Raw genomic sequence first — 22,075 nt, 5'->3', positions numbered from 1 at the left:
TCAAGGGGGAAACACTATGTACTTGACGCCTCAGCATGTTTTGCTCGCCGGAGCCACCGGGCTGACCGGGGAACATCTACTGGACCGGCTGCTCAACGAGCCGACCATCACCCGGGTCCTGGCCCCCACCCGCCGGCCGCTGGCCGAACACACGCGCCTGAAAAACCCGGTGGGGGAACCGGCCCAGGTGTTCCCTCAACTCAGCGGCCAGGTCGACATCGCCTTTTGCTGCCTCGGCACCACCCTCAAGAAAGCCGGCTCTGAAGCAGCCTTTCGCGCGGTGGACCTGGACCTGGTGGTGGCATTTGCCAAGCGCGCCCGGGAACTGGGCGCGCGGCACCTGGTGGTGATCAGTGCCCTGGGAGCCGACGCCAAGTCATCGATCTTCTACAACCGGGTCAAGGGTGAGATGGAGGCGGCCCTCAAGGCCCAGGACTGGCCGCAATTGACCATCTGCCGCCCTTCCCTGCTGCTGGGCGACCGCGTCGAACCGCGCCTGGCCGAGCAACTGGCCGGGCCGTTGTCGAAGCTGATCCCAGGCAAGTACCACGGCATCGAAGCCTGCCAACTGGCCCGGGCCATGTGGCGCCTGGCGCTGGAAGAGCAGAATGGGGTGCGGGTGGTGGAGTCGGATGAGTTGCGTAAGCTGGGGAAATGATCTGTCACTGACGGAACAGTTTTGGATTTATCCGTTGGGGCAAGCTGTGGGAGCAAGGCTTGCCCGCGATGAAATCTACGCGGTTCTACCTTGGAATCGAGGCGCCTGTATCGCGAGCAAGCTTTGCTCCCACAAGGAAAACCCCATCGCCACCGAGTTCAGCGGCGTCACATACCGCCAGTCGCCCGGAACCCCACGCCTATTGCTGTAAACAACGACAATGGCAACAACAAGGTATCCAGCAGCGCACTGCCCGGCAGATCGACGCCAGGGTAGCTCGGTGCCTCGGCCCCAAAGCGGTCCTTGGCGCAGCAGCCGCCGTTGAGGGCGTATAGATCCAGGCGCGTGCCCGCGTACACCACCGGCGCACCGGGCTTGGCCGCGTCGAGGGTGCGGGCGGTGGCGCAGCCGGTCAGTTGCAGCGCCAGCAGCACGATCAGCAGCTTATTCATCGCTGCTCAAATGATGCTCGCCCCAGCGCGGCAGCATGTCCTGGGGGATGTTCAGCAGATTGAGAATCCGCGCGACGACGAAATCGATCAGGTCGTCGATGGTCTGCGGCTGGTGATAGAAACCCGGCGAGGCCGGCAGGATGGTCACGCCCATGTTCGACAGCTTGAGCATGTTCTCCAAGTGAATGCTCGAATACGGCGCTTCCCGCGGCACCAGGATCAACGGGCGGCGCTCCTTGAGCGTGACGTCCGCCGCCCGTTCGATCAGGTTGTTGCAGGCCCCGGTGGCAATCGCCGACAGCGTCCCGGTGGAGCACGGCACCACCACCATGGCCGCCGGCGCGCCGGAGCCCGACGCTACCGGTGACATCCAGTCTTCCTTGCCATACACGCGAATCTGCCCCGCCGCCGCACCGGTGTATTCGGTGAGGAAGGCCTGCATCATCTGGGTCTTGGCCGGCAGGGTCACGTCGGTCTCGGTGGCCATCACCAACTGCGCGGCCTTGGAGATCAGGAAGTGCACCTCGCGGTCTTCGCGCACCAGGCAATCGAGCAGGCGCAAGCCGTACTGGGCGCCGGAAGCGCCGGTCATCGCCAACGTGATGCGTTCGGGACCATTACTCTCCAAGCGCGTGTTCATTTCAGTGCCTCGGCCAGCTTGCCATGCAGGCCGCCGAAGCCGCCATTGCTCATGATCACCACGTGGGTACCTGGCTGGGCCTGGCTCTTCACGCGCTCGATGATGCCTTCCAGGGAATCGCTGACAATCGACGGCACCGTGCACAGCGCGGCGGTGGCGCCGAGGTCCCAGCCCAGGTTGGCCGGCGCGTACCAGATCACCTGGTCGGCATCGACCACGCTTTCCGGCAGGCCATCGCGGTGAGCACCGAGCTTCATGGAGTTGGAGCGCGGCTCGATGATCGCGATCAACGGCGCCTCGCCGATGCGCTTGCGCAAACCGTCGAGGGTGGTGGCGATGGCCGTTGGGTGGTGAGCGAAGTCGTCATAAATGGTGATGCCGTTGACCTCGGCGACTTTCTCCATCCGCCGCTTCACGCTCTTGAACGCGCTCAACGCGGCGATGCCCATGGACGGCACCACGCCGACATGCCGGGCCGCCGCCAACGTCGCCAGGGCGTTGGCGACGTTGTGCTGGCCGGTCATGTCCCACTCGACCACGCCTTGGGACTGGCCTTCGAACATGACTTCAAATTGCGAACCGTCATCCTTGAGCAGCTTCACCTGCCATTGACCGCCCGCACCGGTGGTTTGTACCGGGGTCCAGCAGCCCATTTCAATGACGCGCTGCAAGGCCGGTTCGGTGGTCGGATGGATGACCAGGCCTTCGCTCGGGATGATGCGCACCAAATGGTGGAACTGCCGCTCGATGGCCGCCAGGTCGGGGAAGATGTCGGCGTGATCGAACTCAAGGTTGTTGAGGATCGCCGTACGTGGACGGTAGTGGACGAATTTCGAGCGTTTATCGAAAAACGCGCTGTCGTATTCGTCCGCCTCGATCACGAAGAACGGCGTGCCACCCAGGCGCGCCGACACCGAGAAATTCTGCGGCACACCACCGATCAGGAAACCCGGGCTCATGCCCGCGTGTTCCAGGACCCAGGCGAGCATGCTGCTGGTGGTGGTCTTGCCGTGGGTGCCGGCCACGGCCAGGACCCAACGGCCCTGCAACACGTGATCGGCCAGCCACTGCGGCCCGGACACGTACGGCAAGCCTTTGTTGAGCACGTACTCCACCGCCGGGTTGCCCCGGGACATGGCGTTGCCAATGACCACCAGATCTGGCGCCGGGTCCAGTTGCGCCGGGTCGTAGCCTTGGGTCAGTTCGATGCCCTGGGCTTCCAGCTGGGTGCTCATCGGCGGATAGACGTTGGCGTCGGAACCGGTCACGTGATGGCCCAGCTCCTTGGCCAGGACAGCCATCGAACCCATGAAAGTGCCGCAAATACCGAGAATATGGATGTGCATAGTCGACCTCGTAAAACATGGCCGCAGGTTAGCGTAGGGAGGGGGAAATCGCACCTTGTGTTTCGAACGGCAGCCATCAGGACACTGCAAATCCCCTGTGGGAGCGAGCTTGCTCGCGATAGCGGTGGGTCAGTTTGCGGCGATGTGGAATGTACAACCCAGCTTTTGTGGCGAGGGAGCTTGCTCCCGCTCGACTGCGCAGCAGTCGCTTTCGGTTTCAGGGTGGGAAAGAAAGCTTGGGGCTGCTGCGCAGCCCAGCGGGAGCAAGCTCCCTCGCCACAACAGCAGTCAGCAGTCAGCAGTCAGCAGTCAGCAGTCAGCAGTCAGCAGATCAATTATCAGTGGCTCAGCGGGCGATAGCGTGTTTACGCAACTTCCGGTAAAGGGTATTGCGGCTGATCCCCAGTTGTTCCGCCGTGTGGGTCATGTGCCAACGCTGGCGCTCCAGTGCATCGAGCAACGCCAGGCGCTCGGCATCTTCCAGTGGCCGTTCTACCACCGTTTCCACCAGGGCAACCGGGCGCTGGCGGATCATCGCCGGCAAGTCCTCCAACCCAATCCGCCCGCCATCACACAGCGCGGCGAGGGTGCGCAGCACATTGCGCAGTTGCCGCACGTTGCCCGGCCAGTCGAACCCCAGCAACGCCTGGCGCGCCGGCTCTTCGATGAGCACCGTCTCGGTCCCGCTCTCTTCAGCCAACAGAAAATCCAGCAACTGCGACTTGTCACTGCGTTCACGCAAAGGCGGGAGGGGGATTTCCAGGCCATTGAGGCGGTAATACAAATCCTCGCGGAAACTGCCGTCCCGCACCCGGTCGAGCAACTGCCGGTGAGTAGCGCTGATGATGCGCACGTTCACCGTCTCGGGCTCGCCGCCGATAGGCACCACCTGGCGATCTTCCAGCACTCGCAGCAAACGAGTCTGCAAGGCCAGGGGCATGTCGCCGATTTCATCGAGGAACAGCGTGCCGCCGTCGGCCTGTTGCAGCTTGCCGCGCATGCCTTCCTTGCGCGCGCCGGTGAAGCTGCCGCCGCGATAACCGAACAGTTCGCTCTCGATCAGGCTTTCGGGGATGGCCGCGCAGTTGAGGGCGACGAAGTGCTTGCCGGCGCGCTGGCTGGCGTGGTGCACGGCCTTGGCGAACGCCTCCTTGCCGGAGCCGGTTTCGCCATGGATCAGCAACGGCACATCGCGCTCGAACACCCGCAGCGCCTTGCGAAAATGCTCCTGCAACACCGTGTCCCCCAGGCAGATGCCCGGCAGCCGCGCGGGTTCGATGGCCTTGAGCAGCGCCGGCGCGACCGGCACCGGCACACTGCGCGGCTGCCCACGCAACACGGCGAACAAATGCCGGCCATCACGGGTGCGCAGCGGCCAACTGGCGCTGGCCTGGGCACTGGCCCGCCCCAGCAACTCGTCCAGTGAACAATCGAAAAAGTCTTCCACCCGCTGGCCCAGCAAGCTGCCGCGAATATGCCCCAACAGATTGAGCGCGCTCTGGTTGACCGCGCAGATCCGCCCTTCGCCATCGAACGCCAGCAAGCCCTCGCTGAACAGCCCCACGGATTCGGCCTGCAAATGAAAGCGCAACAGCCATTGATTGTCGAAGCAACGGAGGAAATAGCAGCTCTCGATCATCTTCGCCGAGAGATTGACCAGGGCCATGGTGTGGAACTGGCTCTGGCGCGACACGTCCGGCCGGGCCGAGGAGACGTCGAGCACCGCCAGCAATTCGCCCTGGGGATCGAACACCGGGCTGGCCGAACAGGTCAGGCCGGTGTGGCGGCCACGAAAGTGTTCTTCCTGGTGGATGGTCAGGGCCTGGCGTTCCACCAGGCAGGTGCCGATGCCGTTGGTGCCTTCGCAGGCTTCGCTCCAGTCGGCGCCGAGCCAGAGGCCGGCCCGTTCGAAAATCTTCCGTTCGCTGGGGGCGGTGACGCAGTTGAGGATCACGCCCCGGGCGTCGGTCAGCAACACCGCGTGGCCGGCGCCGGAGAGTTGTTGGTGCAGGCTGGTCATTTCATTGCCGGCGATGTGCAGCACCTGTTGCAAGCGCTCGCGGCTCTCCAGCACCCGGCCATGCTCGAGCACCGTCGGCGCCAGGTTCTGGGCCGGGTCGAGGTGATAGTCCTCGAGACAGCGCAGCCAGGAACGGGCAATCGACGGATCGCTGCCAGGGCCCTGCAGATGGGCCTTGCCCTGGGTGACCGTCAGGACTTGCTGGGCATGGCGACTCAAATGGTTGCTGTGCATTTCTTATTATTCTCCCCGAAGGACCTTTGGACCTGCCAACACATACCCCGTGGCGAGGGAGCTTGCTCCCGCTGGGCTGCGCAGCAGCCCCAAAACCTGAGTTTGCGGTGTATCAGGCTGATCGAGTTGGCTGCCTTGGGACCGCTTCGCGCTCCAGCGGGAGCAAGCTCCCTCGCCACAAAAGCTGTCCTGCCACAAAAATACATTTGCCAGAGATTCCAGGATCGAAGCCCAGCATCCTCCAGCCCAACCGCCTTTGCAATGCTGGCGCGACCTGTCAGTCACAGACTGTCTCGCATCTGGCACAAACTGTCACACCCGCTGTATCGCAAGCGTCACACACCCCCTCCGTTTGTCCGAGCAACTCCTCCTAAAGTCTTGATTTACGGGCCCTGCAAGGCAATGGCCCAACCTTTGCTCTAGGCTTTATTACCAGCGCTCAATTTTGCGCGGCCTCCCGTATAAGCACAAAAGCCAAGGAGAACTCATCATGCGTTACGCTCACCCCGGTACTGAAGGCGCTATCGTTTCGTTCAAGAGCAAATACGGTAACTACATCGGCGGCGAGTTCGTCGCGCCGGTCAAAGGTCAGTACTTCACCAATACTTCCCCGGTCAATGGCCAGCCCATTGCCGAATTCCCGCGCTCCACGGCCGAAGACATCGAAAAAGCCCTGGACGCCGCCCACGCCGCCGCTGATGCCTGGGGTGCCACCTCGGCCCAGGCCCGTTCGCTGATCCTGCTGAAAATCGCCGACCGCATCGAAGCCAACCTTGAAGTGCTGGCGATCACCGAATCCTGGGACAACGGCAAGGCCGTGCGCGAAACCCTCAACGCCGACATCCCCCTGGCCGCCGACCACTTCCGCTACTTCGCCGGTTGCCTGCGGGCCCAGGAAGGCAGCGCTGCCGAGATCGACGGCAACACCGTGGCCTACCACATCCATGAACCCCTGGGCGTGGTCGGGCAGATCATCCCGTGGAACTTCCCGCTGCTGATGGCCGCCTGGAAACTCGCCCCGGCCCTGGCCGCCGGTAACTGCGTGGTGCTCAAGCCGGCCGAGCAAACCCCGCTGGGCATCTGCGTGCTCATGGAGTTGATCGGCGACCTGCTGCCGCCCGGCGTACTGAACGTGGTGCAAGGCTTCGGCAAAGAAGCCGGTGAAGCCCTCGCCACCAGCAAGCGCATCGCCAAGATCGCCTTCACCGGCTCCACCCCGGTGGGCTCGCACATCATGAAATGCGCCGCCGAGAACATCATCCCGTCCACCGTGGAACTGGGCGGCAAGTCGCCGAACATCTTCTTCGAAGACATCATGCAGGCTGAACCGAGCTTCATCGAGAAAGCCGCTGAAGGTCTGGTGCTGGCGTTCTTCAACCAGGGCGAAGTCTGCACCTGCCCATCCCGCGCCCTGGTCCAGGAATCGATCTACGACGAATTCATGCAAGTGGTGATGAAAAAAGTCCTGCAGATCAAACGCGGCGACCCGCTGGACACCGACACCATGGTCGGCGCCCAAGCGTCCGAGCAGCAATTCGACAAGATTCTTTCGTACCTGGAAATCGCCAAGGGCGAAGGCGCCGAGCTGCTGACCGGCGGCAAAGTGGAAAAACTCGAGGGCAACCTGGCGACCGGGTATTACATCCAGCCGACCCTGCTCAAGGGCACCAACAAAATGCGTGTGTTCCAGGAAGAAATCTTCGGCCCAGTGGTGAGCATCACCACCTTCAAGGACGAAGCCGAAGCCCTGGCGATCGCCAACGACACCGAGTTCGGCCTCGGCGCCGGCCTGTGGACCCGCGACATCAACCGCGCCTACCGCATGGGCCGGGCGATCAAGGCCGGTCGCGTGTGGACCAACTGCTACCACCTGTACCCGGCGCACGCCGCGTTCGGTGGCTACAAGAAGTCCGGCGTAGGGCGTGAAACCCACAAGATGATGCTCGACCACTACCAGCAGACCAAGAACCTGCTGGTGAGCTACGACATCAATCCGTTGGGGTTCTTCTAAGCCCTTGGGGCGAGGCAGGTTCTCCTGCTTTGCCCCTTAGATAGCTATCGCGAGCAAGCTCGCTCCCACAGGGATCTGTGGATAACTCTTTTTCCAGGGTTGGCAACAGACCCACTGTGGGAGCGAGCTTGCTCGCGATGGCGCCCTCACTGACAACATCAATTTACCGCCCCACCGCTCTGGCATGAGCCTTGCGTGCCCGCTCCACAGCAATCCCGAAAGTCCAACAGATCAAACAATAAAAAAGACAGAGAGGACTTATGACTTCTACCACCCAACTCAAACCCACACTCGGCACCCTGCATTTATGGGGCATCGCCGTCGGCCTGGTGATTTCCGGCGAGTACTTCGGCTGGAGCTACGGCTGGGGCACCGCCGGGACCCTGGGCTTTCTCGTCACCGCCCTCATGGTGGCGCTGATGTACACCTGCTTCATCTTCAGTTTCACCGAACTGACCACCGCGATTCCTCACGCCGGCGGGCCTTTTGCCTACAGCCGACGGGCCTTTGGCGAGAAAGGCGGGTTGATCGCCGGGATCGCCACCCTGATCGAATTCGTCTTCGCGCCCCCCGCCATCGCCATGGCGATTGGCGCCTACCTCAACGTGCAATTTCCCGAACTGGACCCCAAGCTCGCGGCGGTTGGCGCGTACATCGTGTTCATGACCCTGAACATCCTCGGCGTCAGTATCGCCGCCGCGTTCGAGCTGGTGGTCACCGTGCTGGCGGTCGCCGAGTTGCTGGTGTTCATGGGCGTGGTCGCGCCGGGCTTCAGCTTCAGTAACTTCGTGCTCAACGGCTGGGCCGGCTCCAATGAATTCAGCCTCGCCTCGATCCCCGGCATTTTCGCGGCGATCCCCTTCGCCATCTGGTTCTTCCTCGCCATCGAAGGCGCGGCCATGGCCGCCGAAGAAGCCAAGGACCCGAAACGCACCATTCCCCGCGCCTATGTCAGCGGCATCCTGACCCTGGTGTTCCTCGCCATCGGCGTGATGATCATGGCCGGCGGCGTGGGCGACTGGCGCACCCTGTCGAACATCAACGACCCGCTGCCCCAGGCCATGAAGGCGGTGGTCGGCAACAATTCAACCTGGATGCACATGCTGGTGTGGATCGGCCTGTTCGGCCTGGTGGCAAGCTTCCACGGGATCATCCTCGGCTACTCGCGGCAGTTCTTCGCCCTGGCCCGGGCCGGCTACCTGCCCCGTGGCCTGGCGAAACTGTCGCGCTTCCAGACCCCGCACCGGGCGATCCTGGCCGGCGGCGTCATCGGCATCGCGGCGATCTACAGCGATGGCCTGGTCAACCTGCAAGGCATGAGCCTGACGGCGGCGATGATCACCATGTCGGTGTTCGGCGCCATCGTGATGTACATCATCAGCATGCTCAGCCTGTTCAGGCTGCGTAAGACCGAACCGAACCTGGAACGCACCTTCCGCGCGCCGGGCTACCCGATCGTACCGGGCATTGCGCTGTTCCTGGCGGTGGTGTGCCTGGTGGCGATGGCGTGGTTCAACATGGTGATTGGCTTGGTGTTCCTGGCGTTCATGGTTGTCGGCTACCTGTATTTCCAACTGACCGCCAAGCAACGCTCCGATGCGCCGGCGGACGCTATGCTCACAGGTATCTGAAGTTGCACCGGCGCCGGGCTGAGGGCCTGGCGCCTGCCATTTAAAAGTGCACGCCGTCCCCTCCCTTTTTGTGGGAGAACCCTGCTTTAGGGATGGCCCTAAGGAGATAGCCCTGTGTGGGAAAGCCCGTGGGAGCAAAGCTTGCTCGCGATAGCGATGTATCAGTGGAGAATACTTTTCTGACACTCCGCTATCGCGAGCAAGCTTTGCTCCCACAGGGCTCCCCCACAGGCTTCAGATCTGCGCGTATTTGAATTATTTAGAGAACAGGAGGACACCGCCCATGGCCGCATTCGCCCATTCCGTCGGCGCCCAGACCTATCGCTTCGACAGCCTCAAAGACCTGATGGCCAAGGCCAGCCCGGCGCGCTCGGGGGATTTCCTGGCCGAGATCGCCGCGCTCAACGATGGCGAGCGGGTGGCCGCGCAAATGGCCTTGGCCGATCTGCCCCTCAGCCATTTCCTGCAGGAAATGCTGATTCCTTACGAGGTCGACGAAGTCACCCGGTTGATCGTCGACACCCACGACAAACAAGCCTTCGCCACCGTCAGCCACCTCACCGTCGGCGGTTTTCGCGACTGGCTGCTCAGCGACGCCGCCGATGAACAGAGCCTGCGGGCGCTGGCCCCCGGCCTGACCCCGGAAATGGTCGCGGCCGTGTCGAAAATCATGCGCGTGCAGGATTTGGTACTGGTGGCGCAGAAAATCCGCGTGGTCACCAAGTTCCGCGGCACCCTCGGCCTGCGCGGGCGCTTGTCCACCCGCCTGCAACCCAACCACCCCACCGACGAACCCGCCGGGATCGCCGCGAGCATCCTCGACGGCCTGCTCTTCGGCAACGGCGACGCCATGATCGGCATCAACCCGGCCACCGACAGCACCGCCTCGATCTGCGCCATGCTGGAAATGCTCGACGCCATCATCCAGCGCTACGACATCCCCACCCAAGGCTGCGTGCTGACCCACGTCACCACCTCCATCGAAGCGGCGAACCGTGGCGTGCCCCTGGACCTGGTGTTCCAGTCCATCGCCGGCACCGAAGCGGCCAACGCCAGTTTCGGCATCAGCCTGAACATCTTGCAGGAAGGCTACGACGCCGGGCTCAGCCTGAATCGCGGCACCTTGGGCAACAACCTGATGTATTTCGAAACCGGCCAGGGCAGCGCACTGTCGGCCAACGCCCACCACGGCGTCGATCAACAGACCTGCGAGACCCGGGCCTACGCCGTGGCACGGCATTTCAACCCGTTCCTGGTAAACACGGTTGTAGGATTTATCGGCCCGGAATACCTGTACAACGGCAAACAGATCATCCGCGCCGGCCTCGAAGACCACTTCTGCGGCAAGCTGCTGGGCGTGCCGATGGGCTGCGACATCTGCTACACCAACCACGCCGAAGCCGACCAGGACGACATGGACACCCTGCTGACGCTGCTGGGCGTGGCCGGGATCAACTTCATCATGGGCATCCCCGGCTCCGACGACATCATGCTCAACTACCAGACCACCTCGTTCCACGACGCCCTCTACGCCCGCCAGACCCTGGGCCTGAAGCCGGCGCCGGAATTCGAAACCTGGCTGGCGAACATGGGCATCTTCACCCAGGCCGATGGCCGGGTGCGGTTTGGCGACAACCTGCCACCGGCGTTCCGTCACGCCCTCGCACATCTGGGATGAGTGAACTGCCCATGGATAAAAAACCTGTCGACCCGCAAAACCCTTGGCTGAACCTGCGCAACCTCACCCCAGCACGCATCGCCCTGGGCCGTACCGGCACCAGCCTGCCGACCCAGGCGCAACTGGATTTCCAGTACGCCCACGCCCAGGCCCGCGATGCCGTGCACCTCGCGTTCGATCACCAGGGCATTCGCGCACAGTTGACCGAGCGCGGCCGTGAAAGCCTGCTGCTCCACAGCGCCGCGGCCGACCGACACAGCTATCTACAGCGCCCGGACCTGGGCCGCCGGCTCGATGAGGCCTCCGCGCAAATCCTGCAAGACTACGCAGCGGCCCATCCCGGCGGTGTGGACCTGGCCATCGTCGTGGCTGACGGTCTGTCGGCCCTGGCGGTGCATCGCCATACCTTGCCGTTCCTGGCACGGCTGGAAGAACAGATCGCCGCTGAAGGCTGGTCGACGTCGCCCGTGATCCTGGTGGAACAGGGCCGCGTCGCCGTGGCCGATGAAGTGGCGCAGCGGCTCGGCGCAAAAATGTCGGTGATCCTGATCGGCGAACGCCCCGGCCTCAGCTCCCCCGACAGCCTGGGGCTGTATTTCACCTACGCCCCCAAGGTCGGCCTGACCGATGCCTATCGCAACTGCATCTCCAATGTCCGCCTCGAAGGCCTGAGCTACGGCATGGCGGCCCATCGCTTGATCTACCTGATGCGCGAGGCCTGCCGCCGTCAGCTTTCGGGCGTCAATCTGAAGGACGAAGCCCAGGTGAACACTCTAGAGGCGGAAAACGGAGCCGATATGAAAGGTAATTTCCTACTGGCGCCGCCCCGAAACTGATCCGCTTATCCGATTGCGTTTTTGATCCGCTTTCAGGCAGCATCAAAAGCACGGCAGCGCGACGTTGTTGTCAGAATATCTGTCGACCTTTGCAGACGAGACCTACCATGCGGATTATCCAAGCGACGCTGGAACACCTGGACCTGCTAACCCCATTGTTCGTCAAGTACCGGGAATTCTACGGCTCACTGCCTTACCCGGACTCGTCCCGAGCCTTCCTCGAAAAGCGCCTGCGCCGCAAGGAATCGGTGATCTACCTGGCCCTGCCCGATGACGACGACAACCGGTTACTGGGCTTCTGCCAGCTCTACCCGAGCTACTCATCCCTGTCCCTCAAGCGCGTATGGATCCTCAACGACATCTACGTCGCCGAAGACGCCCGCCGCCAACTGGTGGCCGACAACCTGATCCGCACCGCGAAAAAAATGGCCAAGGAAACCAACGCCGTGCGCATGCGCGTCTCCACCAGCAGCAACAACGAAGTGGCGCAGAAAACCTACGAATCGATCGGCTTCAAGGAAGACACCGAGTTCAAGAACTACGTGCTGCCGATCAGCGAAGGGCTCTGACCCGATTACCGCGGACTGATCGTTCTGTGGGAGCAAAGCTTGCTCGCGATAGCAGTCTGTCGGGCAACATCAATGCTGACTGCCCCGCCGCCATCGCGGGCAAGCAGGCATATCTATGGGAGATAGATCTGTTGAAGCAAAGCTTGCTCGCGATAGCGGTCCGTCAGGCCCATCAATGTTGACTGAATAGCCACCATCGCGAGCAAGCTTTGCTCCCACGGGTGTTTCACCCTGCGACGACACATCGAAATCCCTGGCTACAAACTCACCCCGCTCCCTGCCCTCCAGCCCGTATAATGCCGCTCTTCCCGGCTTGTAAGAAAAAGCTACACACTCTGTAGCCATCCTCCAAGCCCGACCCAAAGCCTGCCGAGCCAGGCCACCACCACAGGTGTTATGCATGGATTTCAATCCCCTCGACCTCATCCTGCACCTCGATGTGTACCTCGACCTGCTGGTGACCAACTACGGCACCTGGGTCTACGCCATCCTGTTCCTGGTGATCTTCTGTGAAACCGGCCTGGTGGTCATGCCGTTCCTGCCCGGCGACTCCCTGCTGTTCATCGCCGGCGCCGTCGCCGCCGGTGGCGCCATGGACCCCGTGCTGCTGGCCGGCCTGCTGATGCTCGCGGCGATCCTCGGCGACAGCACCAACTACCTCATCGGCCGCACCGCTGGCGAAAAACTGTTCAGCAACCCCAACTCAAAAATCTTCCGCCGCGACTACCTGCAGCAAACCCACGACTTCTACGACAAACACGGCGGCAAAACCGTGACCCTGGCGCGCTTCCTACCGATCATCCGCACCTTCGCCCCCTTCGTCGCTGGCGTGGGCAAAATGAATTACCTGCGCTTCTTCGGCTTCAGCGTCCTCGGCACCGTCCTCTGGGTCGGCGGCCTGGTGACCCTCGGTTACTTCTTCGGCAACGTGCCCTTCATCAAGCAGAACCTGTCGCTGCTGGTGGTGGGCATCATCCTGGTGTCGCTGCTGCCGATGATCATCAGCCTGGTGCGCAGCAAAATGAACCAGCGCGCCTCGAAAGCCCAACCACGCTGATCGCCATGTGGTCCCTGAGCAACTGGCGCCGCCGACGCACCCTCGCCAAACATCCCGTGGCCGAGGACACCTGGCAACGGGTGCGCCAACAATTGAGCTTCCTCGACGGCATCAGCGCCGCCGAGGACCAATGGCTGCGGGAAGCCTGCGTGCTGTTCCTGCACGATAAACACCTCACCGCCCTGCCCGGCGTCGAACTGCACCAGGAACAACGCCTGCTGCTCGCCGCCCAGGCCCAACTGCCACTGATGCACCTCGGCGAGCTGAACTGGTACCAGGGCTTCCACGAAATCGTCCTCTACCCCGACGACTTCCTCAGCCCCCAGCGCTACCGCGACGCCAGCGGCATCGAGCACGAATGGGACGGCGAACACAGCGGCGAAGCCTGGCCCCAGGGCCCGATCATCCTGGCCTGGGACGGCGTGATAGCCAGCGGCGGCTGGGACGGCTACAACCTGGTGATCCACGAACTGGCGCACAAACTCGACATGCTCAACGGCGACGCCAACGGCCTGCCACCACTGCACGCCGACATGCGCGTCAGCGACTGGGCCGAAGCCATGCAACAAGCCTTCGACGACCTCGACCGCCAACTGGACCAGAACCCCGACGCAGAAACCCTCATCGATCCCTACGCCGCGGAAAACCCGGCGGAGTTCTTCGCCGTCACCAGCGAATACTTCTTCAGCGCCCCGGACCTGCTGCACCAGGCCTATCCACGGGTCTATGAACAGCTCAAGGCCTTCTACCGCCAGGATCCTTTGGCCCGGCTGCGGCAACTTCAAGCCGAAGATCCGGTCTATCAGGCGTCATACTAAGGTCTCTAAGACCCTGGTAACGTGGCAACAGCGGCCGAATATGCCTATAATCGCCGCCACTTTTTGGTCAATCCGACCAAGTCATTTGGTCAACTAACGGGGGCACCGCCCAATGAGCTACAGCAAGATTCCGGCTGGCAAAGACCTGCCGAACGACATCTACGTCGCGATCGAAATCCCGGCCAACCACGCCCCGATCAAATACGAAATCGACAAAGACAGCGACTGCCTGTTCGTTGACCGTTTCATGGCCACCCCCATGTTCTACCCGGCCAACTACGGTTACATCCCCAACACCCTGGCCGACGACGGCGACCCCCTCGACGTGCTGGTCGTGACCCCATACCCAGTGGCCCCAGGCTCGGTCATCCGCGCCCGTCCAGTCGGCATCCTGAACATGACCGACGACGGCGGCGGCGATGCCAAAGTCATCGCAGTGCCACACGACAAACTGTCGCAACTGTACGTCGACGTGAAGGAATACACCGACCTGCCACCACTGCTGATCCAGCAGATCGAACACTTCTTCGAGAACTACAAAGACCTCGAAAAAGGCAAGTGGGTCAAGATCGAAGGCTGGGCCGGCGCAGACGCCGCCCGCGAAGCGATCACCAAGTCGGTTGCCGCCTACAAAGGCTGAAACAAACTTGAAAAGAACCCCGGTTTGCCCCGGGGTTTTTTTATGCCTTAATGGTTTCTAATACGAGCCTGTATTAACACCGTTTACCCACGTTTAGCCCGCGCCTTTCAAATCCCAAAAACGGAAAGATCGTCTTATATATTTGAACGACATGTTTATTGCCGAAAACACAGTCGCCCCTAAACTTTCCGTTTATGAAAATACTTTCCAGTGGCGACCGCTTCCGAGCCCTTCTAAAAGAAGCGAATATCCGATCCGCCGACTTCGCGAAGTTATACGGCGTGAAATCCCAACACGTGAACAACTGGTTCAACCGTGGCATCCCGCCAGGGCGCATCCACTCCATCGCCAGCCTGCTGACCGTCAGCCCGGAGTGGCTCGCCCACGGCGAAGGCCCGCAAACCCCATTGGGCCTCGGCCCCGGCACCACCTACGAGGCGGCCGAAAACGATGGTGTCTACAGCGTGCTGGAACCCACGGACATCGAACTGCCTTTCTATAAGGAAGTCCCCATCGCCCCCGGCGAAACCAAAACCCACATCGTCGAAATCCCCGACCAATCCATCCGCCTGCCCCGCAGCCACCTCGAAACCCTGGAAATAAACCCCAACGACGCCATCTGCCTCACCATGGTCGGCGACAGCATGGCCGAACGCATCGAAGACGGCTCCACCCTCGCCATCGACCGCGGCCTGACCCAAATCGTCGACGGCCAAATCTACGCCCTCGAACACGACGGCATGCTCCGCATCAAATACCTGCACCGCATCCCCGGCAACCGACTGCGCCTGCGCAGCCACAACAGCGCGGCCTACCCGGACGAAGTCTTCAGCGCCGAACAGATCGAAGCGCAGAACATACGGGTGATTGGCTGGGTGTTCTGGTGGTCCACCCTCAACAAACAGAGACCGCCGGTGTGCGACTAACCCACCCGAACGGGCAGACAGGCAAAGCGCCTTGTGCCGAGGAGCCTTGTGGTGAGGAGCTTTGTAGTGAGGAGCTTTTGTGGCGAGGGAGCTTGCTCCCGCTGGGCTGCGCAGCAGCCCCCTGCTTTTACCCGAATAACCCTAACCCAATGATTCCACACCACTTACCACTGGGATTCTGCCAAAAACCCGCGTATCCTCCGCCCCACATTTGCGAGCCCACGCCTCGCACCGACAAGGCAGATCACTTTCTGACCAAGTCCCACAGCCGGCCGCAAGAGCCGGATGTACGTTTTGAAGGCTGGTGAGGTTTGTCAAAAACGAACTGAGTTAGTCAACGAGAAGCCGGCCATAAGCCGGCTTTTTAATGTCTGAGTTTTATCCATCCCCCATCCAAAATCCCCCCTGATGACCAAACAACGTTGCTTGTAAGTCTCCCCGTGCTCGACAACAAAGGTCATCGAACACCGTATGATTCCCAAACGCCTTCAGAAGAGAATATTCTGACGACATATTGCGCTGCGTCCTACAGCGAAACGGGAACCCTACGGATAGCCCCCGCCATGTCCTCTTCACCTACCAGCAATCAATCCAATCCGCCTTGGAGCCGTGACGAACTCGTCCTAGCCCTGAACCTTTATCTGCTATACCGCAATGGCTTACCTGGCGTTAACCATCCAGAAGTCCGAGCCCTATCACAGAGCCTCAATCTCATCGGCACCGCCACCGGTTTGAGCAAGAACCAGAGTTTTCGTAACACCAACGGTGTTTACATGAAGCTCAACAACTTCCGTCGTTGGGATCCGAGCTACACCAATACTGGTCGCACAGGTCTTGCCAAAGGCAATAAAGACGAGGAGCTGGTATGGCTGGAATTCGCGGATAACCCCGAGCGCCTAGCTGAAGTCGTAGCAGCCATCAAGGCGAACGTCGGAACCACTTCTACTACGCCAATAAATCTAAGCGAGGAGGAAGAGCCGGGCTTCTTCGAAGCAGAGGAAGGAAAAGTATTAACCCGCGTGCACCGTGTACGGGAAAGAGACAAAAAACTCGTCAAACGAAAAAAGGACGAAGCCCTCAAGAAGCACGGTGTTCTCCAGTGCGAAGCCTGTGGCTTCAACTTCAGCAAAACATATGGCCCGGATGTCGAAGGCGTTATCGATGTGCACCACACTAAGCCACTGCATACGCTCCAACCTGGCGATAAAACCAAGCTCGCGGACCTCGCATTGTTATGTGCCAATTGTCATCGTGTGGTGCATTCACGCCGTAAGTGGCTGAGTGTGACCGAGGTCAAGGACCGCTACCAAGCCGCCAAAAACAAGGCCTGAACTGGGCCGACTGTCGAAGGGCAAATCAGTGAAAAGCCCACTGCCACAAAAGAAAACTCTTACAATCCATCCCTAGATTTCTGACGTGGCTGTTGGTCACGTTTCTGGCGGCAAACGAGAGGCAAGCCTGTGAGCAAGGCAGACGGCACACCCAAACAATTAATCGACGTGGAAAATCTTGCGGCGTCGCTTCAGCGCTTTGCAGATGATCGCGACTGGCAGCAGTTTCACTCACCCAAAAACCTTTTGCTGGCCCTGACAGGCGAGGTGGGTGAGCTTTGCGAGATTTTCCAATGGATGAACGAAGCCGATTCACTGGCTGCCGCTAAGCATCCGACAACCGCCCAATCCGTGAAGGACGAGTTAGCCGACGTGCTCATGTACTTGGTTCGCCTGAGTAGCGTGCTGGGCGTCGATCTCAACGAAGCGGTAACGAGCAAGCTTGCTCTGAACGGCCAGAAATACCCCGTCGACAAAGCCAAAAGCACCAGCAAAAAGTACGACCAACTCTGACCTTCAGTGCTCTAAGGATCTCTTGTGATCGTTTACGCGGCGACCAAACAGCAATTCCTGAAAGACAACGATAACGACGATATTGAAGAAGTGATCCTGCGGCATTTCAAAGAGGCCACCGGTAAGAAGGTGGGCGCATCAGAGATCAGGTCGTGGCAGGGATCCTTGACCTACATGGCCAAGGTGCTTCGAGATGATGACCTGCCTAGCAATGCTGGCTTGGCTATTGAGCTGCACATCCCTCAGTCTTCGAAGCGCATCGACTTTTTGCTCACAGGTCGTGATGAGAACCAAGCCAAGAAAGCCGTATTGATCGAGCTGAAGCAATGGAGCAAGGCGAGCGCAACCACCAAGGACGCAATTGTCAAAACTGCCTTAGGTGGCAGTCTCGTTGAAACCATTCACCCGTCCTATCAGGTATGGTCGTACGCAGCCCTGTTAGAAGGCTTCAACGAAGCGGTCTATGACAAAAGCATCGAAATTCGCCCCTGTGCCTATCTGCATAACTATGTCAGCGATGGCGTCATCGACTCCGCTCACTACCAAGCCCATACCAGTAAAGCTCCGCTGTTTCTCAAAGGCCCTGAGGAACTGACGAAACTACGAAGTTTCCTGAAAAAGCACATCACTCACGGTGACAATAAAGAGGTGCTTTACGAACTTTCCAACGGAAAAATTCGTCCATCCAAAGCGCTAGCCGAGGCACTTACCGGGCTCATGGATGGCAAACCTGAGTTTGTGTTGATTGATGACCAGAAAGAAATCTTCGAGTCAGCGCTCGTTGCAGGAACTGAAGCCAGCATAGAAGCCCCAAAGGTGCTAATCATCGAAGGTGGTCCTGGAACAGGAAAAACCGTTCTGGCGATCAACTTGCTGGTAAGCCTCACCGCGCTGAAGTTAATGAGCAAATACGTCTCGAAAAACGCAGCGCCACGCAAAGTGTACGAAAGCAAGCTAGTTGGTACGATCAAACGTAGCCATTTCTCTAATTTCTTTTCTGGATCGGGCGCGTTTATCGATACCGAGCCCAACACGTATGACGCGCTAATCGTTGACGAAGCCCATAGGCTGAACGAGAAAAGCGGTCTTTATGGAAACTTGGGCGAGAACCAAATCAAAGAACTGGTCGGTTCAGCGAAATGCTCAATTTTCTTCATTGACGAAGACCAGCGCGTGACCTTGAGCGACATTGGTAGCAAGCAGGCAATCCGTGCCTTTGCCAAAGCAAAAGGTGCAACGGTGGAGGAGTATTCGCTGTCCTCTCAGTTTCGTTGCAGTGGCTCTGATGGCTATCTAGCGTGGTTGGATGACGTATTGGCTATTCGACCGACCGCCAATCCGCTACTCGATACTAGCGAGTACGAGTTCAAGGTGTTCAACACCCCTCAAGCGATGCACGCGGCCATTGAGCAGAAAAACCACGAAAACAAATCTCGCGTAGTCGCGGGTTACTGCTGGCCTTGGCTCAGCAAAAAAGATCCCCAGGCATCCGATATCGTGATCGGCGATGATTATGCGCGCCAATGGAACCTGGATCAGGACGGCAGTTTGTGGATCATTGCGGAAAACTCCATTGAACAGGTCGGTTGCATCCACACCTGCCAAGGGCTGGAAGTCGACTACATAGGAGTGATAATCGGGCCGGATTTAATCGTCCGTGACGGGCAAGTGCTGACGTCGCCGCATAAACGTGACAAGCACGATAAATCGATTCGTGGCTGGAAGAAACTGGCGAAAGAGCGGCCTGACTTCGCGCAGAAAGAGACGGATCTGATCATCAAAAACACGTACCGAACATTGATGACCCGTGGAATGAAAGGGTGCTACCTGTACTGTACTGATCAGGAGACGGCACGGTACTTTGAGAGTCGGCTTGCCGACTACCGTCCACGCTGAGTCCTCCTGCTGACTTGGACAATCTGGGCACGCGTCGTTTCGGAGCTCTTTATTGAAAGGTCTTGCCAAGCAAGACCTTTTTTACGCCAGAAGCAGTTAACGCCCCGCTCTACCTCACCTCAACAATATCCAAAGCCCGATTCGCCAACAGCTCACTCACCTCAATCACCTGCAGAATACCCATCGCAACACGCCGTCGCGATCCCTCAAGATCAAACGCCAAGTCACTGATCATGGCATTCGCCGAAGCCAGGTTTTCACTGAGATTGGCCAGCAGACATTCCGAATCAACATCCGGTGCGATACGGAAGATGGTGTTGGGTTTGTCAGACGTTTCCTTCTTCGGCGTAGGCTTCAGATAAAAATCCAAAGCCCGGTTCGCAGCATCATCAAGCTTCTTGTTACGAGCAGACTGAACGCGAGACACGGTTTCGTCGGTAGCTGGCGGGTTCGGTGTAATTTTGACCATGATAAAGCTCCTAGAGTCTGTTGGAGCTACCACCCTTCGCTGCGAAACGAAGTTGGGGTGGCAGCTGTACGCGGGTTCGCAGACCGGGACTCTAGGGACCGGCAGACCCGAGGGTCTCCCACGCACAGCCACCTCTGACGAAAATCACAGACATGGGCGATCTGCTTTCGAAGGTGACGTTGTGCGCCTATAGAGTCCGGGCTGCGAAACCCGATCACTGATGAGCAGTGACGGATTCAAACTACCTAGGGGACCCAAGACGCACAAGCCGGCGGATTCTGGCGTAGTTGTAGGCAATGGCGCAAGACGGCGTCAGCCCCTCCCAAATCCCACACGCCCCAATAAACACCGCGTTGCCTCACTCTAACGTATTCAAACGAACCACCTTCGGCTGAGCTGCCTCGACTCCCATTCGGTTCAACGATAAAGAGTCCAGGCACCAAGTAATGTCAGCGCCCAGAGCAAAACTCCCGACACCATGAACAGGTAATTCCATACGGTGAAGCGCGAATTGCTCAGCGCCTGAGGGTCATTGGCGGCGAAGTTGATCATCGGTTGGCTCCGGCTTACCACATAGGCTCGCAGTGGAATCGCCAACAGTAACCAGCCGATCAGAAACTCGAAGCCATCGACGCGCTTCGCCACTCCATCCAACAGATTGGCACCGACCGTCAGCACAACGAATACGGTTGCCCACTGCTCATAGTCCCACTCATACGTACGACCACTGCCGCGAATTTTCTCATTCGCACGCCGATACAGTTGGTGAATGAAAAATATGCACAATAGGCCGCGAGCCCACGGCCAGATATCTGCCTGGGTGGATTGCTTGTACAGGCTCCAGTTTTTGTATGACCAGTAATAGAAATAGAAGCCAAACGTCAGAATCGCCAGCGCCAGAAGCTTTGCTGGCGACACCACATAGAATTCGGATGGCTGAACCACGGCCTCCAGCGGAGCTGAAGGTGGTGCGTAAACATTTTCGGACACGGCAAGTTCCTTGATCAGGGTGAACTGATAAAGCTAACGACCTGCCGGGCAAAATATTGAGAACAATGGAGTAGGCTATCGCCACACCCCATCATGGAGCCGCCATATGGCCCTTTCGTTCTCATGTTGCTGGCGACGACATAAGGACGAAACGTGTTATCAAAATAGCTTTTTAGCGACATGACAGGAGAGCGCCCCCCTCTACGCAGGTACGTAAAAGTAGCTCAACGGCACCAATCGTTTAGTCTCCGGATCGGTAGCCGGATAATGCGCCATCAACGTGCGAGCCAATTCATCCAGCGTCCACATTGTCAGATGCACGTTCGCCCGCTCACCTTCATAAAGCGCCTCCTTTGTGAACCCTCCAGTGCTCACATACAGCCCTCGATCATCCTTGTGTCTTCCACCAAGGAAGCTGCGGATCTCATTACTCCCCATCCGTACATTTCGATGCTTAACCTCGACAACGATGCGCGGCGGCTCGAATCCAAAACCGTCGGGCGAAGCAATGATGTCTTTGCCGCGATCAGCCCCGGCTGGAGAGACAAGCGTTTTGTAGCCCATCGCTCGCAAGATACCGGCGACCAGCTCCTGCATTTCAGACCAGTCCAGACTATTGATTTGGTCCTTGATGCGCTCGAAAGCAATTTCCTGAACACCTTTCAGCGGATCTTCAAGAGCTTCGGGATCGTCGATGAAGTCCTTTGGCGGCGCCGATACGTCTTTACCGGTAGCAAGGGCAAGTAATTCCTTCTGAGCGACCTCCGCGACGTTAAATACGGTTAACGTGGATCCCAGGCTGTTTCTACTGACGCTGTTTAGCTTGTCGCGATCGACCTCTTGCGCGTACCACTCAACAGGCCTGGTCAACGACATCCCATCGTCTGCCAGATCGGGACGAAGCTGACATGCGCCAGTGAAACGACCTACCAAGTAGGTCCGGTTTGCAGGGGAGTAAGTGACGACCGTATCGCCTTCTTTGATTTCGTTAACGAAACGGAACACTTGAGATGCACCCGATACGGCGCTCGCGTCCTTGATACCTGGTTGGAAATCCTTATAAGCCTGGATCAAGGCCTTTCGGGAAACGCCAGGCTTTGCGGCGAGCGCTAACTGAGCCCACCCAATGGCTGCCAGATTGCGATCCCTGAAGTCGTCATAGAGACGACCACCATCACCTCGAATCATCCACATCGTTGGCATGTTAGTACTCTTCCTGTCCATGGGATCGGGGCATGAAATGTACCAATGGTGATAGCACCCTGTGAATGAAAAACTGACACGGAGCGCTGACTAACGCACACGAGCTCGTTATTCAAAATGAAAGCAAGGCGCACTGCGGCAAGCGCTACCGGCAATA

Annotated in this window: 20 protein-coding genes; 13 read left to right on the top strand and 7 right to left on the bottom strand. The window is 59.4% G+C overall.

The annotated features are described in order from the left end of the window. Positions 1–16 precede the first annotated feature (16 nt). Positions 17–658 (top strand): oxidoreductase, encoded by a 642-nt coding sequence (locus IB266_RS26875; protein ID WP_192263509.1) that lies wholly within the window; start codon positions 17–19, stop codon positions 656–658. A 167-nt stretch (positions 659–825) separates the two neighbouring features. Here IB266_RS26875 and IB266_RS26870 read toward each other — a convergent pair whose 3' ends face one another. The 4 genes from IB266_RS26870 to IB266_RS26855 form a co-directional block, all read right to left on the bottom strand. Beyond that, positions 826–1,110 carry a YceK/YidQ family lipoprotein gene (locus IB266_RS26870; protein ID WP_072411944.1) on the bottom strand — a complete coding sequence of 95 codons (285 nt, stop codon included), beginning with the start codon at positions 1,108–1,110 and terminating at the stop codon, positions 826–828. Beyond that, on the bottom strand, positions 1,103–1,750 hold the full coding sequence (gene ubiX, locus IB266_RS26865) for a flavin prenyltransferase UbiX (RefSeq protein WP_060740467.1): 648 nt from the start codon (positions 1,748–1,750) through the stop codon (positions 1,103–1,105). Before ubiX ends, IB266_RS26870 begins: the two co-directional genes overlap by 8 nt. Next, complete coding sequence (gene mpl / locus IB266_RS26860; RefSeq protein ID WP_192263507.1) at positions 1,747–3,096, bottom strand: UDP-N-acetylmuramate:L-alanyl-gamma-D-glutamyl-meso-diaminopimelate ligase; 1,350 nt, start codon at positions 3,094–3,096, stop codon at positions 1,747–1,749. Before mpl ends, ubiX begins: the two co-directional genes overlap by 4 nt. A 346-nt stretch (positions 3,097–3,442) precedes the next feature. Then, complete coding sequence (locus IB266_RS26855) at positions 3,443–5,350, bottom strand: sigma-54-dependent Fis family transcriptional regulator (RefSeq protein WP_192263505.1); 1,908 nt, start codon at positions 5,348–5,350, stop codon at positions 3,443–3,445. Between the two features lie 490 nt (positions 5,351–5,840). Here IB266_RS26855 and IB266_RS26850 point away from each other — a divergent pair, with 490 nt between their 5' ends. The 12 genes from IB266_RS26850 to IB266_RS26795 all read left to right on the top strand — a co-directional run bounded on the left by IB266_RS26850 (position 5,841) and on the right by IB266_RS26795 (position 19,256). Continuing rightward, positions 5,841–7,361: an aldehyde dehydrogenase family protein gene (locus tag IB266_RS26850; RefSeq protein WP_192263503.1), complete on the top strand. Its 1,521-nt coding sequence runs from the start codon at positions 5,841–5,843 to the stop codon at positions 7,359–7,361. Positions 7,362–7,621: 260 nt separating this feature from the next. Further along, entirely contained in the window at positions 7,622–8,992 is a 1,371-nt protein-coding gene (gene eat / locus IB266_RS26845; RefSeq protein WP_192263501.1) for an ethanolamine permease, read from the top strand. 283 nt (positions 8,993–9,275) lie between these two features. Next, positions 9,276–10,670, top strand: coding sequence for an ethanolamine ammonia-lyase subunit EutB (locus tag IB266_RS26840; protein ID WP_103309209.1), 1,395 nt, complete (start codon positions 9,276–9,278; stop codon positions 10,668–10,670). 11 nt (positions 10,671–10,681) lie between these two features. Then, on the top strand, positions 10,682–11,506 hold the full coding sequence (gene eutC / locus IB266_RS26835) for an ethanolamine ammonia-lyase subunit EutC (protein ID WP_060740461.1): 825 nt from the start codon (positions 10,682–10,684) through the stop codon (positions 11,504–11,506). Between the two features lie 107 nt (positions 11,507–11,613). Continuing rightward, positions 11,614–12,075 carry a GNAT family N-acetyltransferase gene (locus tag IB266_RS26830; RefSeq protein ID WP_053125701.1) on the top strand — a complete coding sequence of 154 codons (462 nt, stop codon included), beginning with the start codon at positions 11,614–11,616 and terminating at the stop codon, positions 12,073–12,075. A 400-nt stretch (positions 12,076–12,475) separates the two neighbouring features. Continuing rightward, positions 12,476–13,132: a DedA family protein gene (locus IB266_RS26825; RefSeq protein ID WP_106274660.1), complete on the top strand. Its 657-nt coding sequence runs from the start codon at positions 12,476–12,478 to the stop codon at positions 13,130–13,132. A 5-nt stretch (positions 13,133–13,137) separates the two neighbouring features. Next, on the top strand, positions 13,138–13,950 hold the full coding sequence (locus IB266_RS26820; RefSeq protein ID WP_192263499.1) for a zinc-dependent peptidase: 813 nt from the start codon (positions 13,138–13,140) through the stop codon (positions 13,948–13,950). Between the two features lie 112 nt (positions 13,951–14,062). Continuing rightward, positions 14,063–14,590, top strand: coding sequence for an inorganic diphosphatase (ppa, locus tag IB266_RS26815; RefSeq protein ID WP_053151827.1), 528 nt, complete (start codon positions 14,063–14,065; stop codon positions 14,588–14,590). 194 nt (positions 14,591–14,784) lie between these two features. Next, positions 14,785–15,516, top strand: a complete 732-nt coding sequence (locus tag IB266_RS26810; RefSeq protein WP_092333808.1) for a helix-turn-helix transcriptional regulator — start codon at positions 14,785–14,787, stop codon at positions 15,514–15,516. Positions 15,517–16,079: 563 nt separating this feature from the next. Beyond that, on the top strand, positions 16,080–16,847 hold the full coding sequence (locus tag IB266_RS26805; RefSeq protein WP_192263497.1) for an HNH endonuclease: 768 nt from the start codon (positions 16,080–16,082) through the stop codon (positions 16,845–16,847). Positions 16,848–16,976: 129 nt separating this feature from the next. Beyond that, positions 16,977–17,360, top strand: coding sequence for a nucleotide pyrophosphohydrolase (locus tag IB266_RS26800; protein WP_192263495.1), 384 nt, complete (start codon positions 16,977–16,979; stop codon positions 17,358–17,360). A 24-nt stretch (positions 17,361–17,384) separates the two neighbouring features. Next, positions 17,385–19,256: a DNA/RNA helicase domain-containing protein gene (locus IB266_RS26795; RefSeq protein WP_192263493.1), complete on the top strand. Its 1,872-nt coding sequence runs from the start codon at positions 17,385–17,387 to the stop codon at positions 19,254–19,256. Positions 19,257–19,365: 109 nt separating this feature from the next. Here the strand turns inward: IB266_RS26795 and IB266_RS26790 are convergent, their stop codons facing one another. The 3 genes from IB266_RS26790 to IB266_RS26780 form a co-directional block, all read right to left on the bottom strand. After that, on the bottom strand, positions 19,366–19,725 hold the full coding sequence (locus IB266_RS26790; protein WP_192263491.1) for a DUF6124 family protein: 360 nt from the start codon (positions 19,723–19,725) through the stop codon (positions 19,366–19,368). Positions 19,726–20,142: 417 nt separating this feature from the next. Then, positions 20,143–20,715 carry a hypothetical protein gene (locus IB266_RS26785; RefSeq protein WP_192263489.1) on the bottom strand — a complete coding sequence of 191 codons (573 nt, stop codon included), beginning with the start codon at positions 20,713–20,715 and terminating at the stop codon, positions 20,143–20,145. A 201-nt stretch (positions 20,716–20,916) separates the two neighbouring features. Further along, positions 20,917–21,918 (bottom strand): restriction endonuclease, encoded by a 1,002-nt coding sequence (locus IB266_RS26780; RefSeq protein ID WP_192263487.1) that lies wholly within the window; start codon positions 21,916–21,918, stop codon positions 20,917–20,919. Between the last annotated feature and the right edge of the window lie 157 nt (positions 21,919–22,075).

Source organism: Pseudomonas sp. Pdm06, from assembly GCF_014851795.1.
Classification (GTDB): Bacteria; Pseudomonadota; Gammaproteobacteria; order Pseudomonadales; family Pseudomonadaceae; genus Aquipseudomonas; species Aquipseudomonas fluorescens_AA.
Note: the sequence above shows the minus strand (reverse complement) of the source record. Positions and strands in the feature narration are given on the sequence as shown.